This is a genomic window from Mycolicibacter sp. MU0102, assembly GCF_963378105.1.
In the GTDB taxonomy this organism is placed as follows: domain Bacteria; phylum Actinomycetota; class Actinomycetes; order Mycobacteriales; family Mycobacteriaceae; genus Mycobacterium; species Mycobacterium holstebronense.
Genome location: NZ_OY726398.1, coordinates 3079254 through 3093696 on the forward strand (window position 1 = coordinate 3079254; position 14443 = coordinate 3093696).

13 protein-coding genes are annotated in these 14443 nt (G+C 67.1%); 4 read left to right on the forward strand and 9 right to left on the reverse strand.

Annotated elements, in window-relative coordinates:
* Positions 1-11: 11 nt before the first annotated feature.
* The 4 genes from RCP37_RS14485 to RCP37_RS14500 form a co-directional block, all read right to left on the reverse strand.
* Positions 12-1022 (reverse strand): phosphoglycerate mutase family protein, encoded by a 1011-nt coding sequence (locus RCP37_RS14485; RefSeq protein ID WP_308483754.1) that lies wholly within the window; start codon positions 1020-1022, stop codon positions 12-14.
* A gap of 111 nt (positions 1023-1133) precedes the next feature.
* Positions 1134-1880, reverse strand: a complete 747-nt coding sequence (locus RCP37_RS14490) for an enoyl-CoA hydratase (RefSeq protein ID WP_308483755.1) — start codon at positions 1878-1880, stop codon at positions 1134-1136.
* Positions 1877-2692, reverse strand: coding sequence for an NUDIX hydrolase (locus RCP37_RS14495; protein WP_308483756.1), 816 nt, complete (start codon positions 2690-2692; stop codon positions 1877-1879). The genes RCP37_RS14490 and RCP37_RS14495 overlap by 4 nt, the downstream gene beginning before the upstream one ends.
* Positions 2689-3561, reverse strand: coding sequence for an ABC transporter ATP-binding protein (locus RCP37_RS14500; protein ID WP_373693189.1), 873 nt, complete (start codon positions 3559-3561; stop codon positions 2689-2691). Before RCP37_RS14500 ends, RCP37_RS14495 begins: the two co-directional genes overlap by 4 nt.
* 145 nt (positions 3562-3706) lie before the next feature.
* Here RCP37_RS14500 and RCP37_RS14505 point away from each other — a divergent pair, with 145 nt between their 5' ends.
* Positions 3707-5098 (forward strand): PE-PPE domain-containing protein, encoded by a 1392-nt coding sequence (locus RCP37_RS14505; protein WP_308483758.1) that lies wholly within the window; start codon positions 3707-3709, stop codon positions 5096-5098.
* Between the two features lie 58 nt (positions 5099-5156).
* Here RCP37_RS14505 and serB read toward each other — a convergent pair whose 3' ends face one another.
* Both serB and ctaD read right to left on the reverse strand, forming a co-directional pair.
* A complete protein-coding gene (gene serB, locus RCP37_RS14510) occupies positions 5157-6389 on the reverse strand; it encodes a phosphoserine phosphatase SerB (protein ID WP_308483759.1) in 1233 nt (410 codons plus the stop codon).
* A 52-nt stretch (positions 6390-6441) separates the two neighbouring features.
* On the reverse strand, positions 6442-8166 hold the full coding sequence (ctaD, locus tag RCP37_RS14515) for an aa3-type cytochrome oxidase subunit I (RefSeq protein ID WP_308483760.1): 1725 nt from the start codon (positions 8164-8166) through the stop codon (positions 6442-6444).
* A gap of 138 nt (positions 8167-8304) precedes the next feature.
* On the opposite strand from ctaD, the gene RCP37_RS14520 reads away from it, so the two are divergent.
* Positions 8305-9390, forward strand: a complete 1086-nt coding sequence (locus tag RCP37_RS14520; protein ID WP_308483761.1) for an iron-siderophore ABC transporter substrate-binding protein — start codon at positions 8305-8307, stop codon at positions 9388-9390.
* A gap of 125 nt (positions 9391-9515) precedes the next feature.
* A complete protein-coding gene (locus RCP37_RS14525; RefSeq protein ID WP_308483762.1) occupies positions 9516-10568 on the forward strand; it encodes an NAD(P)-dependent alcohol dehydrogenase in 1053 nt (350 codons plus the stop codon).
* An 81-nt stretch (positions 10569-10649) separates the two neighbouring features.
* Here the strand turns inward: RCP37_RS14525 and RCP37_RS14530 are convergent, their stop codons facing one another.
* The gene (locus RCP37_RS14530) at positions 10650-11903 is read right to left on the reverse strand and encodes a CynX/NimT family MFS transporter (protein WP_373693025.1); all 1254 of its coding nucleotides are present in this window, start codon (positions 11901-11903) and stop codon (positions 10650-10652) included.
* 48 nt (positions 11904-11951) lie between these two features.
* Here RCP37_RS14530 and RCP37_RS14535 point away from each other — a divergent pair, with 48 nt between their 5' ends.
* Positions 11952-12626 carry a FadR/GntR family transcriptional regulator gene (locus tag RCP37_RS14535; RefSeq protein ID WP_308483763.1) on the forward strand — a complete coding sequence of 225 codons (675 nt, stop codon included), beginning with the start codon at positions 11952-11954 and terminating at the stop codon, positions 12624-12626.
* Between the two features lie 5 nt (positions 12627-12631).
* On the opposite strand, the gene RCP37_RS14540 is transcribed toward RCP37_RS14535, so the two are convergent.
* Both RCP37_RS14540 and RCP37_RS14545 read right to left on the reverse strand, forming a co-directional pair.
* On the reverse strand, positions 12632-13045 hold the full coding sequence (locus RCP37_RS14540) for a DoxX family protein (protein WP_308483764.1): 414 nt from the start codon (positions 13043-13045) through the stop codon (positions 12632-12634).
* Positions 13045-14262, reverse strand: a complete 1218-nt coding sequence (locus tag RCP37_RS14545; protein ID WP_308483765.1) for an MFS transporter — start codon at positions 14260-14262, stop codon at positions 13045-13047. Before RCP37_RS14545 ends, RCP37_RS14540 begins: the two co-directional genes overlap by 1 nt.
* Between the last annotated feature and the right edge of the window lie 181 nt (positions 14263-14443).

A 14443-nucleotide genomic window follows, 5' to 3' on the forward strand; every position in this document is an offset into this window, starting at 1 on the left:
GGCGTGGCGCGCTAGCTGCCCAGCGCGCCGGTGATGGTGTCGAGCACAGCCTGCGGGAACGCGGTGATGGCCCCGAGAACCTGGTCGAAACCGGTCTGTAGGGCGGCAGCGATCTCGGCCTGGTCCCCGCCCTGCAACGCCTCCAGGATGTGCCACGTCGCGATCTGCGGCGCGACGTTGAGGTCCCGCCAATCGACGAACAGCCCGGTCAGCAGATCCGGCGTCGCCGACACCTCGTGACCGGCCCAGCTGACCAGCGTCCAGCCGTCGGTGGGGTTGCCCTCGATGACAACCTGGCCGGTGTTGGCCAGCGGACTGTGACTGTCGAGCAGTTCGGTGAGGACCAGCCCGAAGTCGGGGTTCTTGACGTTCATCAAGGTCCAGATCGAGATCGTTCCGGCGTGGGCGAACACCGCGTCGGCGAGCGGGTTCTCCTCGTCAGAGACGGTGTTGTTGTAGATGGCGTCGATCGCCTCGGTGACACGGTCGTTGAACGCCGCGCCGTTGGGGTCGATGGTCGATCCCAGCATCGGCACCCAGTACTGGCCCAAGGCCCACATGAAAGTCGGTAGGGCGTAGGCGATCTCGGTGAGGATGTTGAGATCCTGCCCTTCGAACCATCCCGCATTGATCTCGTTGAGCCCGGCGAGGATCGAGACGTCCGCTCCCAGCAGATCAGCCAGCGGCTGCGCGGTGTCCTGCGCGCGAATGAACTCCGACGCGTAAATGCCGGCGAGCCCGCCCGGGAATGCCGCATCGATCAACGGAGCCACCGCATCCGCCTGTTGCTGCCCGATCAGGGTGAGCGGAGCACCCGGCGGGGTGGTGCCCAGGATTCCCCCGGCGTTGTCCGACGACTCGCCGTGGCGCACCAGGTCGAGCGTGATGTCCTGGGCGGCCAGCAGGAAGTCCACTGCCACGGCTCCGGCCTGCGGCATCACGACCGGGCCGGCCGCAACGGCACCCGCGCCCAGCAGTGCGACGGCCGCGGTGGTCCAGGGGCGGATGGCAGGTGACTGCATGATGGGTTCCTAACGCCGGGATCGTGGCGGCCCTCGCCGCTGACTGGACGTTAGCTGATAAAAACGTGAAAAGAAACCGTCACTGCACCAAGTCGCGGGGTGACGTGGCGCCTAAGAGCCTTCCCCCGCGGGGCCGACGCCGGCGGCGAACAGCTCACCGTAGCGGCGTTGGTCGGCGGCGGCCCGGTCTGCCGGCGGCTCAGTCTCGATGGAGTCGATGGAGATCTTGGCCGCAGCCAGCGCCTGCGCCGGGGTGTCAATGAAACGGCGAGCCCAGGCGATCGCGGCCTCGTAGACACCGTCGGGTGCGACCATGTCGTCGACCAGTCCCAGGGCCAGCGCCTCTTCGGCGTCGAAGAACCGGCCGCTGTAGGCCAATTCCTTGGCGCGGCTGGCTCCGATGGTTCGGGCCAGACGAGCCAGTCCGCCACCATCGGGAGCCAGGCCGGCCAGAATCTCGGTCGCTCCGAACTTGACGTTGTCGCCGCTGATTCGCCAGTCCGCGGCCAGCGCCAGTGCCAGACCACTGCCCAGCGCGTAGCCGGTGATCGCCGCCACCGTCGGCTTACTGATTGCCGCCACCGCCTGCACGGCATCGTGGCGAACGCGGGCGAAGACCTGCGCCTCGGCCGCGATCAGCGTGCGCAGTTCGGGCACATCGTCACCGGCGCAAAAGATCTCGTGGCCCCCGTAGAGCACCACAGCGGCGACGTCGTCGCGTGCCGACACCTCGGCCGCGGCCGCGACGATCTCCCGGTAGACCTGCCGGGTCATGGCATTGGTCGGTGCCCGGGAGATCACCAGGGTGGCCACCCGGGGCTCCTCGGCTGAGGTGTGCACCGATACGAATTCGCTCATCCGGGCCACCGCTTCCCGCGCGCTGCGTTGTAGCGGTCGGAGTTGAAGAACTCGATCTCCCAGTTGTCGCCGCGGCGCGCCAGGTCCGGCTGCACCACCACGATCTGCCGTTCCACCGCCATCACGGCCTCGATGCTGCGGCCGATGAGCGAATCCAGCTGCGTCCAGGTCGGCGGCAGCAAGAAGCTGTTCCCGGCCGCGAAGTCGTCGATCGCGGCTTCGGGCGTGAGCCAGCCGGCTCGGTCGGATTCGGTGTTCTCGCCGTCCGCGCGCTGCCCGACCGGCAGTGCGCCCACAAAGAAATAGGTGTCGTAGCGGCGGGTGCGCTCGGCCTCCGGAGTCACCCAGTTCGCCCAGGGCCGCAGCAGCTCGGCGTGCAGCACCAGATGCTCGGTGCGCAGAAAGTCGGCGAACGACAGCTCGCCGGCGTTCAGCGCTCGCCGAGACTCGGCGTACACCGACGCATCGGAGACGAGCCGGTCCGGATCATCGGCGGGGCCGGCGAACAGCACCCCGGATTCCTCGAACGTCTCGCGTGCGGCCGCGCACACCAGGGCCGCGGCCAGCTCGACATCGACTCCGAAACGCTGCGCCCACCACGTCGGCTCCGGCCCGTGCCAGGCGATCTCGGTGCTGCGGTCACGGTCATCGACGCCACCGCCGGGAAACACCATCACGCCGGCGGCGAACTCCATCGCGGCGTGGCGGCGCATCAGGAACACGTCGAGGCCCTGCCCGCCTTCGGCGTCCTCGCGTACCAGCATCACCGTCGCGGCAGGTCGCGTCGGCAAAGGTGGCTGGGGTTCGTTCATGCGCGCCTCCGGTGGGCTGCTCGACTACGGGTCCGGCGCGCGAAGTAGCGCCCGTCGATGACATCCAGGGCGATCGACTGGCCGAACGTGGCCGACAGGTTCTCGGCTGTGAGCACGTCCTCGAGCAGGCCGGCAGCCACCGCGCGGCCCTCGGCGAGCAGCAGGCAGTGACTGAATCCGATCGGGATCTCCTCGACATGGTGAGTGACCAGCACGATCGCCGGAGCGTCCGGGTCGGCGGCCAGATCCCCCAGCCGCGCCACCAGCTCCTCGCGCCCGCCCAGGTCCAAACCGGCCGCCGGCTCGTCGAGCAGCAGCAGCTCCGGGTCGGTCATCAGGGCGCGGGCGATCAGCACCCGCTTGCGCTCACCTTCGGACAGCGTTCCGTAGGTGCGATCGGCCAGGTGCTCGGCTCCCAGGCTCTCCAACAGGTCGACCGCCCGCTCGTGGTCGACGGCGTCGTAACGTTCCCGCCACCGTCCCAGCACCGCATAGCCGGCCGAGATGACCAGGTCGCTGACCGTTTCCCCGCCTGGGATCCGCTGCGCCAGCGAGGAGGAACTCAGGCCCACTCGGGCCCGCAGCTCGGTGGTGTCCACCCGGCCCAGCTGTTCGCCCAACACGTACGCCACACCCGAGGACGGGTGTTCGGTGGCGGCCGCGATCCGCAACAACGACGTCTTGCCCGCCCCGTTGGGACCGATGATCACCCAGCGTTCGTCGAGTTCGACCGACCAGTCCAGCGGCCCCACCAGAGAGCGCCCGTCACGGCACAGCGAAATGCCCTCGAAGTGGATCAACAGATCCTGATCGGCCCCGGTTGCGGGAGCGGAACGTCCGGTATCGGGCACGGCCCTATCGTGCCGTATCGCGGCTGCGCGACGACCGACCGGGGTACGGCAGCCAGGGCACATTCTCGACCGATGTTCTCGCCAGTAACCCCACGTGGCCCTGTTGTAATGTGTTGCACGGTTCACACTCATTAATACTTAGGGTTTATTTCAGGGAGCTTCGATGGTCCGTATTTCCAGTGCTGTCGCAGTCGGGCTTGTCAGTGCCGGTCTCATCTGTCCCTCCCCTGCGGGCGCCACGGTGCCGGCAGTTCAGGCGGTCCAGCTCACCGGCGCCGGCGTGCCGCTGGGCGGCGGGACCGCGCTGATCATGGGCGGCAGCGGCATGCCGACGCCCGGCCCCGGCTACGCGGATCTGGTCAACGAGCTCTACCTGGCGCCGCTCGGCTTCACCGGCACCACCCAGATCCTGAGCACCCCCGAAACGCTGTACCCCTTCCTGGGCGCGTTCACCGGGACTTTCGACAGTTCGGTGGATGAAGGCAGCCAGATCCTGGAGGCCGCGATCCTCGACCAGATCGCCGGCGGTCACGTCGACGCCGACAACCCGGTCGTGGTGTTCGGTTGGTCGCAAAGCGCGGTGATCTCGTCGCTACTCATGCAACAACTCGCCGACCAGGGCGTGCCCAGCGACTACGTGCACTTCGTGCTGATCGGCAACGAGAGTCTTCCTAACGGCGGAATGCTGTCCCGCTTCGACCTTCCCACAGGTACGTATCCGGAACTGCCCAGCGTCGGAATGACATTCAGTGGCGCAGCGCCCGCCAATCTTTTCCCCACCACGGTCTACACCAACGAGTACGACGGTTTCGCCAATTTTCCGCAGTATCCGCTCAACTTCTTGTCCACGATCAACGCCGTGATGGGCATCATCTTCGCGCACACGACCTACCTGGGGCTCAGTCCCGAGGACATCGCAAACGCGGTGCTCCTTCCGACGTCGAGCCCCGATCTGTTGACCGACTACTACATGATCCCCTCCAGCACGTTGCCGCTACTGGCTCCGCTGCAGCTGCTGCCCTACATCGGCAACCCGCTGGTCGATCTGCTTGATCCGGCACTGCGAGTGCTGGTGAATCTGGGATACGGCAACATCGAGCACGGCTGGAGCCCGGAATTCGCCGACACCCCCACCGGCATCGGAGTCCTGCCCGACTTCAGTGTCCTGCAGCAGGTTCCGCAAGCCCTGTTCGATGGCGTGCAGAAGGGCATCACCGACGCCTTCAACACCTTGATGGACCCGGCCAACTACGTCTACTCACTGCCGGAGTGGGCCGAACAGTTGACGAGCATGGGCGGCATCATGGACGGCGGAGAGACCTCCTTCGGCGTCACCGTGCCCACCACGTGGGATGACCTCTTCGGATCGTTCCCGCCGCATACGGGCTACCCGCCGCTGGACATGCTCAGCGCCTTGCTGTTCACGCTGCCCGAATACAGCTACAACGTCTTCATGTCCGAGATCGCTGACGGCGACCTCCTCGACGCCATCGGGATACCGCTCGCCGCCACCGCCGGGCTCCTGCCGTTGGCGTTGATCGGGGCGTTGCTGTAACGCCGCGGTCCATGGCGGCGACCCGCCGCGCCCGGCTCCGCCGCGCTTGCGATCGCCGCTAGCCCGGCGGGATCTCGACGCGGCGCAGCACGCCGTCGTGTGCGTCGGCGGCCTCGATCTCTGCGCGGGTGACCCCGAGCAGGAACAGCACCGTGTCCAGATACGGGTAGCTCAGCGAGGCATCGGCCACCTCGCGCAACGCCGGCTTGGCGTTGAACGCCACACCCAGGCCCGCCGTGGACAGCATGTCGATGTCATTGGCGCCGTCTCCGACCGCCACGGTCTGCTCCAGCGGCACTCCCGCCTGGGCGGCGAACTCCCGCAACGAGTCTGCCTTGCCGGCCCGGTCCACCACCGGACCGATCACCCGGCCGGTGAGTTTGCCGTCGACGATCTCGAGCTCGTTGGCTGCCACGAAGTCCAGCTGTAGCTCAGCCGCCAGCGGCTCGATCACCTGCCGGAAGCCGCCGGACACCACCCCGCATTTGAAGCCGAGGCGGCGCAGCGTGCGCACTGTGGTGCGGGCACCGGGAGTCAGCTCGATCTGTTCGGCCACCTCGTCGACGACAGTGGCGGGCAGGCCAGCCAGGGTGGACACCCGATGGTGCAGCGATTCGGCGAAGTCGAGTTCGCCACGCATCGCGGCCTCGGTGATCGCGGCGACCGCGTCCCCGGCACCGGCTCGATCGGCCAGCATCTCGATGACCTCGCCCTGAATCAGGGTGGAGTCGACGTCGAACACGATCAGGCGTTTGGTCCGGCGCGACAGGCTGGCATCTTGGAACGCCACGTCGACCTGCTGCTCGGCGGCGACTTTGCTCAGCGCGGACTGCAACTGGCCAGCGGCACCCACCGGAACCGAAACCCGCAGTTCCAGCCCCGTCACCGGGTAGTCGGAAACGCCGCGGATCATGTCGATGTTGGCGTCGATCTCCGCGATCTCGTGTGCCAGGGCCCCCAGGGCTGTGGCGGCCACCGGCCGTCCCAAGACCACGATGCGGTGGGTGGAGGGCGCCGCGATGATCGGCGCGTCATCGCTGCGCTCGATCGTGACGTCAAGTCCCACACCGCGAATCGCGGTGGTGACTTCGTCGGCGAACGCCGGCCCGTCAGCCACCTCCGGCTCTACGGACACCAGCACGCCCAGCGTGAGGCGACCGCGGACCACGACCTGTTCGACGTTGAGCAACTCCACCTGGTAGCGCGACAGCACCTCGAAGAGGGCCGACGTCACGCCGGGCTGATCGACACCGGTGACGGTGATCAACACCGGCACCTTGGGCGTGCTCACCCCTGGCGGGCGCCCGGCTCGACCGGGCGCCGCCTCTCCCCCAGCGGGCTCATCAAGCGTTTGCGGGTTCGTACAGCTCGTCACCGGGGTGACGGCCGACGTGCGCCTCAGCCCGCAGCCGGTCGATCATGTGCGGGTAGTGCAGCTCGAAAGCCGGACGCTCCGAACGGATCCGGGGCAGCTCGGTGAAGTTGTGCCGCGGCGGCGGGCAGCTGGTCGCCCACTCCAGGGAGTTGCCGTAGCCCCACGGGTCGTCGACCGTGACGACCTCTCCGTAACGCCAGCTCTTGAAGACGTTCCAGGTGAAGGCGATCATCGACGAGCCCAGGATGAAGGCACCGACGGTAGACACGATGTTGAACGCGGTGAACCCGTCCGTGGGCAGGTAGTCGGCGTAACGACGCGGCATACCCATGTTGCCCAGCCAGTGCTGGATCAGGAACGTGGTGTGGAACCCGATGAAGGTCAACCAGAAGTGCAGCTTCCCGAGCCGCTCGTCGAGCAGCCGGCCGGTCATCTTCGGGAACCAGAAGTAGATCCCGGAGAACGTCGCGAACACGATGGTGCCGAACAGCACGTAGTGGAAGTGCGCGATCAGGAAGTAGCTGTCGCTGACGTGGAAGTCCAGCGGCGGGCTGGCCAGCATCACGCCGGTCAGACCACCGGCCATGAAGGTGACGATGAAGCCGATGGCAAACAGCATCGGGGTCTCGAAGGTCAGCTGGCCGCGCCACATGGTGCCGATCCAGTTGAAGAACTTCAGACCGGTCGGGATGGCGATCATCAGGGTCAGCAGCGAGAAGAACGGCAGCAGCACCGCGCCGGTGGCGAACATGTGGTGCGCCCACACCGCGGTCGACAGCCCGGCGATGCTCAGCGTCGCGTACACCAGGGTGACGTAGCCGAAGATCGGCTTGCGGGAGAAGACCGGGAACACTTCGCTGACGATGCCGAAGAACGGCAGCGCAATGATGTACACCTCGGGGTGGCCGAAGAACCAGAACAAGTGCTGCCACAACAGCACGCCGCCGTTGGCGGAGTCGTAGACGTGCCCGCCCAGGTGACGGTCAACGGCCAAGCCGAACAGCGCCGCGGTCAGCAACGGGAAGACGATCAGCACCAGGATCGAGGTGACCAGGATGTTCCAGGTGAAGATCGGCAGCCGGAACATGGTCATGCCGGGGGCACGCATGCAGGCCACCGTGGTGATCATGTTCACCGCACCGAGGATGGTGCCCAGACCACCGACGGCCAGGCCCATGATCCACAGGTCGCCGCCGGCACCCGGGGAGTGCACCGCGTCGCTCAGCGGGGTGTAGGCGGTCCAGCCGAAGTCGGCGGCGCCACCGGGGGTGATGAAGCCGGCCAGGGCGATGGTCGCGCCGAACAGGAACAGCCAGAACGAGAACGCGTTCAGCCGCGGGAAGGCCACGTCCGGGGCGCCGATCTGCAGCGGCAGCACCAGGTTGGAGAACCCGAACACGATCGGGGTGGCGTAGAACAGCAGCATCACCGTGCCGTGCATGGTGAACAGCTGGTTGAACTGCTCGTTGGACAGGAACTGCAGGCCCGGCACCGCCAGCTCAGTACGCATGAGCAGCGCGAGCAGGCCGCCGATGAAGAAGAAGGCCATACAGGCGACGCAGTACATGATGCCGATCAGCTTGTGATCGGTGGTGGTGATCATCTTGTACAGCAGGCTGCCCTTGGGGCCCATCAACGCAGGGAAGGGCCGACTGGCCTCGAGTTCTGCGCGTGGGGGTGCTTCGGCGGTCAAGATTCCTCCAAACATGGGCATCCCGGGAAACTTGGTCGAATCCTAACCCCGAGCGTCGCCCGGTCGGTATAGGCCTCCTACAAACTGTCGTATTCGTCTCCTCAAGGGGTGCTCCGCCGTGGGTGTTAACGTCACGGCGTGACCAGGGTGGACAGGCGGGCGGCGTCCGCAGTAGCGCTTGCCGTGACCTTGCTCACGACGGCCGGATGCGCCGGCGATACCGCCGAAACGGCTCCGACCTCGGTCTCCACCACTACGACGATGGTCGCCGGGGCCGGCGTGCTCGGCAATGATCGGCGCCCCGACGAGTCGTGCGCCCCCGAGCCTGCGCACCCGGACCCCGGGCCCGCCATGCGCTGGGCCCACAACGCGGCCGAGGTGGAGCCGGCCAGCGTGGAAGTTCCCGAGCAGGCCGAGCGCATCGTGGTGCTCTCCGGCGACCAGCTCGACACGCTGTGCGCCCTGGGCCTGCAGTCGCGCGTGGTGGGCGCCGCACTACCGGACGGGGCGGACAAGCAACCGTCGTACCTGGGCTCGGTAGTGCACGGCGTCGCGGCCGTGGGCTCGCGCAGCAAGCCCGACACCGGCGCCATCGCCGAGCTGCATCCGGATCTGATCCTGGGTGCGCAGGGCCTGACGCCCGGCTATGCGGAGCTGGCCGCGATCGCCCCCACCGTGTTCACCGGGGCGCCGGGTTCGGCGTGGGAGGACAACGTGCGCGGTGTGGGCGCCGCGACGGCACGCACCGGCGCCGCCGACGAGGTGCTCGAGAGGTTCAGCGCGTACGCCGCTGAAACCCGTGAGGTCAGCGACGCCACCCACTTCCAGGTGTCGGTGGTGGAGTTCACCGACAACAGCGTGCGGGTGTACGGGGCCTCCGGCTTCGCTGCCAGCGTGCTCAGGGCCGTCGGGGTGGACCGCCCACCGCTGCAGCGGTTCACCGATCGGCTCTACATCGAGATCCCAGCTAACGACGCCGATCTGGCCGGCCGGGCGGATTTCTCGGCGGCCGACGGCGACATCGTCTACGTGTCCTTCTCCTCGCCGGCCGTGAAGGCGCGAGCAGCCACCGTGTTCGACAGCGTCGCCTGGCGCCGGCTTGCGGCCAACCGTGACAGCCGGGTTTTCGTCGTCAACAACGAGGTGTGGCAGACCGGGCAAGGACCGGTCGCCGCGCGCGGCGTGGCCGGAGACCTGCACTGGGTGAACGCGCCCATCAACTGATCCGGCGTCCCTACTCCCGACGCCGCGGTGACCGATCTCACGCCCCCGGGACATGCTTCGCAGCAAATAACTTTGCTAAGCTATGTTTTTACGTGTCGATGCATATCTGAAGAGGAATCTCCACTATGAGCACCGTTTCCGCCTATGCCGCCACGTCGGCAACCGACCCGCTGAGCAAGACCACCATCACCCGCCGGGACCCCGGGCCGCACGACGTGGCGTTCGACATTCATTTCGCCGGCATCTGCCATTCCGACATCCACACGGTCAAGGCCGAGTGGGGCGCTCCGCAGTACCCGCTGGTTCCCGGCCACGAGATCGCCGGTGTGGTCACCGCCGTCGGGTCCGAGGTGACGAAGTTCAAGGTGGGCGACCGGGTAGGCGTGGGTTGCTTCGTCGACTCCTGCCGCGAATGCGCCAACTGCCAGGCCGGCCTTGAGCAGTACTGCACCGGCGGCGGCATGGTCGGTACCTACGCCGGCGTCGGCCGCGACGGGCAGCCCACCCAGGGCGGCTACAGCGGCGCGATCGTCGTCGACGAGAACTACGTCTTGAGCATCCCCGACGAGATTCCCCTGGACGCCGCCGCTCCCCTGCTCTGCGCCGGAGTGACCACCTATTCGCCGCTGCGGCACTGGAATGTCGGTCCCGGCAAGCGGATTGCGGTCATTGGCCTCGGCGGCCTGGGACACATGGCCGTCAAGCTGGGGGTGGCGATGGGCGCCGAGGTGACCGTGCTGTCGCAGTCGCTGAAGAAGATGGAGGACGGCCTGCGACTGGGGGCCGAGCACTACCACGCCACCAGCGATCGACAGACGTTCAAGGATCTGCGCGGCAAGTTCGACGTCATCTTGAACACCGTCTCGGCCAGCCTGGACCTGGGCGCGTATCTGAACCTGCTCACCCTCGACGGCACGCTGGTCGAGTTGGGCATGCCCGAACACGCCCTGTCGGTGCCGCCGAGCCCGCTGGTCCGGATGCGGCGCAGCGTGACCGGCTCGTTGATCGGCGGGATCGCCGAGACCCAGGAGATGCTGAACTTCTGCGCCGAGCATGGCGTGCGTCCCGAGATCGAGGTCATCGAACCGGACTACATCAACACCGCTTACGAGCGCGTGCTGGCATCAGACGTGCGCTACCGCTTCGTCATCGACACCGAGTCGCTGCGGACCGCCTAGCAACCAACATTCGCCGAGCGTGTACTCAGACCGAAAAATTCGCGAAATCTCCGGTCTGAGTACACGTTCGGCGAGGGCTGCTTAGACGTAGCGGTTACGCCCTGCGAGCGCGCCCGCCACTGTCTGCACCAGGTAGACCGCCAGCATCATCAGCCACGGCACGGTCCACCCACCACTGACGTGGTGCAGCAGACCGAACATGAACGGACCGACGCCGGCGAGCAGGTAGCCGAAGCCCTGCGCCATCCCCGACAGGCTCGCCGTGTCCTGTGCGTCGCGGGCTCGCAGCGCAATCACCGTGAGCGCCAACGAGAACACGCTCATCCCCAGGCCCACCAGCACGCTCCACAGCAGTGGTGCGGCCGCGGGCGCGATCAGCAGACCGAGCATCCCGGCCATACCGAGCACTCCCAGTCCGACGATCCATCCGCTTTGGCTGTCGCGACGGGCGGCCAGCGGCGAGACGATCAGGCTGATCGGCACGGCGATCAGCGAGATCAGGCCGAGCAGTAGGCCCGCGCGCGTTTCGCTTGTGCCGTTCTCGATGAGTACCTCGGGCAGCCAGCCCATCACCACGTAGGCCAGGAAGGACTGGGTGCCGAAGAACAGCGTGACGGTCCAGGCCAGCTTGCTGCGCAACAGCGATCGGCCCTTCGTCGTGACCGCGGGCGCGGCGGTGCCGGGCCGGTCGAATCCGCGGGCACCGACCACCCAGGCCGCCAACGCCAGCAGCGCGAGCGCACTCCACGCCCCCAGGGCGGAGCGCCAGCCTCCCAGCGCGTTGTCGAGCACCGGGGTCACCGCGGAGCCCAAGGCTCCGCCCCCTTGCAGCGCCGCGGTGTAGATCCCGGTCATCAGCCCGACCTGCGCCGGGAAGGATCCTCGGATGATCACCGGGATCAGCACGTTGATCAAGGCGATGCCGGCGGTTGCCACCAGTGTTCCGCCGAGCACGACGAGAGGCCCGTCGCAGACCCGGATCAACAGTCCCGCAACGAGTATCAGTAGCGCTGCCGACACGGTGCGCCCCAGCCCGATCCGCCGCGACAACCACGGCGCGGCCAGCCCAGCGGCAGCGAAGCACAGGCCGGGCAAGGTGGTCAGGACTCCGGCCCAAGTGTCCGAGGCGCCCAACGCGCCACGCATCTCCGGGAGCAGCGGCCCCACGCTGGTGATCGCTGGGCGCAGGTTCAGTGCGGTCAACACCACCGCGACGATCAGCAGTGCACCGCCGGCCGCCATTGTCGCCGGCCGGAACTCGGCGGCGCCCTCGAGTTCCAGTTCAAGGTCGTGCTCGTACTGGTCGAGTGTCTTGTTGCGGGCGGTGCGGGTCACCTAAAGTAGGATCGCATACATCCTATGATTGGATGAAGGGAGGAAGCTGTGCCATTGGTCACCACCCGCCGCACCGGCTTGGTAGATCAGGTGATTGAGCAGCTTCGCGCTTCGGTGACCGGCGGGGAATGGCCGGTCGATTCGCGAATCCCCACCGAGCCAGAGCTCGCCGACGCGCTTGGCGTCGGCCGCAACACCGTGCGTGAGGCGGTCCGGGCGCTAGCCCACAGCGGCATCCTGGAGGTCCGCCAGGGCGACGGCACCTATGTGCGCGCCACCAGTGAAGTGTCCGGGGCGGTACGTCGGCTGTGCGGCCCCCAGCTGCGCGACGTACTCCAGGTGCGACGCTGCCTGGAGGTGGAAGGGGCGCGGCTGGCTGCCGCCGCCCGCACTGAGGAGGATCTGGCCGAGCTGCGCGCATTGTTGGATCGCCGCGACGGCCACCAGCAGGAGGGCAGCCACGACGAGTTCGTCCGGGCCGATACCGATTTTCATCTCGCGGTGGTCCGCTGCTCGCACAATCCGGTGCTGACCGAGTTGTACTGCGGGCTTACCGAAGTGCTCATGGCCAGTGTCGCCACAACAAGCGCAAAACCGGTGCAGGCAGACCAGATCCGGCACCGGGGCCTGGTAGAGGCGATCGCCGCGGCCGACGTCGACGCGGCCGGGCGTGAGGCGGGCGGATTCCTCGACGAGCTGCTCGAGCAGCTACCGCCCCGCTGAGCCGCTCAGTCGCGCCGAAGCCCCAAAACTCGGAGCAGCTCCGGTCGCCGCAGGATCAGGCCGACCCACACCAGCACGCCGACATAGACACCAGAGAGCACAAAGCCCGCCAGCGGCTTGTCCGCGTGCAGGTTGATCGTCACCGCCCCGCCCAGGTAGGCGGTCAGGCCCAGCGCACCCAGCACGGCGGTGCGTGGAATCAGGAAGACGACCAGGCATACCAGCAGCACCCAGCCGATCACTGCGGTCTTGTCGGGAGAAAAGCCGAGCGCCTCGGTGCCCTCCCGGGCAAACGACACACCCAGAATCTTCGGGATGGCATCGAACGCGAAGAACAGCCCCAGCACGGCGGTGATCACGGCGCCGGTGATCCACGCCCGGGAACGGCGCGGTGTGGCGGGGTCGGCGTTGCTACTCATCATGTACTCCCTGAGGTCAATGATTCACGGGCGTGCAGGAATATCACGGTATAGCCGAAAAGGATCACCGCGGTGGCCACCAGCATCATCAGTGCGACCGTGTAGTTGTTGTGCACCGGATCGTAGGTGGCGCCCATCACCAACGGTGGGAAATAGCCGCCCAAACCGCCGACCGCGGCCACGATCCCGGTAACCGAACCAATCGAGCCGGCCGGAACCCGCCGCGATACCCAAGCGAAAACCCCGCCGGTGCCGATACCGAGCGCGACAGCGAGCGGTATGAACGTCAACCCGGTCCACAGATCCGCCGGCGGGTGGAGTACAGCCATGACTGTCTGCGCCGCGATACCGGCCAGTGCGGCCAGCACCACGTACTTGGGCGCGATGTGGTCGGCCAATGTCCCGCCCAGCAAGCGGGCGAACACCGCCGCCATGGCGAACGCCGCGGTGCGTTCGCCGGCGTCGACCGCGGAGAAGTCGTAGATCGTCTTGATGTAGATGGGCAGGTAGTTGCAGAACGCGACGAACCCGCCGAACACCAGCGCGTAGAGAATCGACATCTCCCAGGTGACCCGTAATTTCGCGGCGGCCTTGAGTTTCGGCAGCGCACTGGCGGTGTTCGGCACGAATTGCGGGCCATTGCGCATCACCACGAAACACAGCAGTGCGGTGGCCGCCAAGGCCACCGCGACGATCAGATGGGTGGCGAACAGGCCGAACCACTTGACGAACCGCGGGGTGAAGAACGCCGACGCCGCGGTCCCGGCCATCCCCATCCCGAACACCCCGGTGGCGAATCCGCGACGCTCGGGGGCAAACCAGTTGTTGGCGAATGGGATTCCGATGGCGAACACGGTGCCGGCCACCCCGAGAAGGAACCCGGCACCCACCATCAGCGGGTAGGAGCCGATCTTCGCCGCGTAACCCACGACGAGCACCGGGACGATCGAGGCCAGCGAGACCCCGATGAACATGGTGCGGCCCCCGAAGCGGTCGGTCATCAGTCCGGTGCCGATTCGGCCCAGCGCCCCCACCAGGATCGGGGTGGCCACCATCAACGCCTGCTGGTTGGGGCTGAGCGACATCTGCGTGGCGTACTGCGTCGACAGCGGGCCGACCAGATTCCACGCCCAGAAGCAGATGATCGACGTCCAGGTGGCCAGGAGCAGCTGCACCAGCTGCTGGCTTCTAGTGCCCGGTTCGGCAGCGACGGTCATCCGGGTATGTAAGCACGGTGTCGGGAGACGGCGGGGTCATTCCGCTGCGAATTGCGCGTGCCAACTCGGGCTGACTGGCGGTCTCGGAGTTCCGCCAGATCAGGAGGATCCGCACTGGCCTTTCGCAACCTCATCAACTACATCGCCCGATCACTGCCGCGACACTTCAAACCGCTTAAAA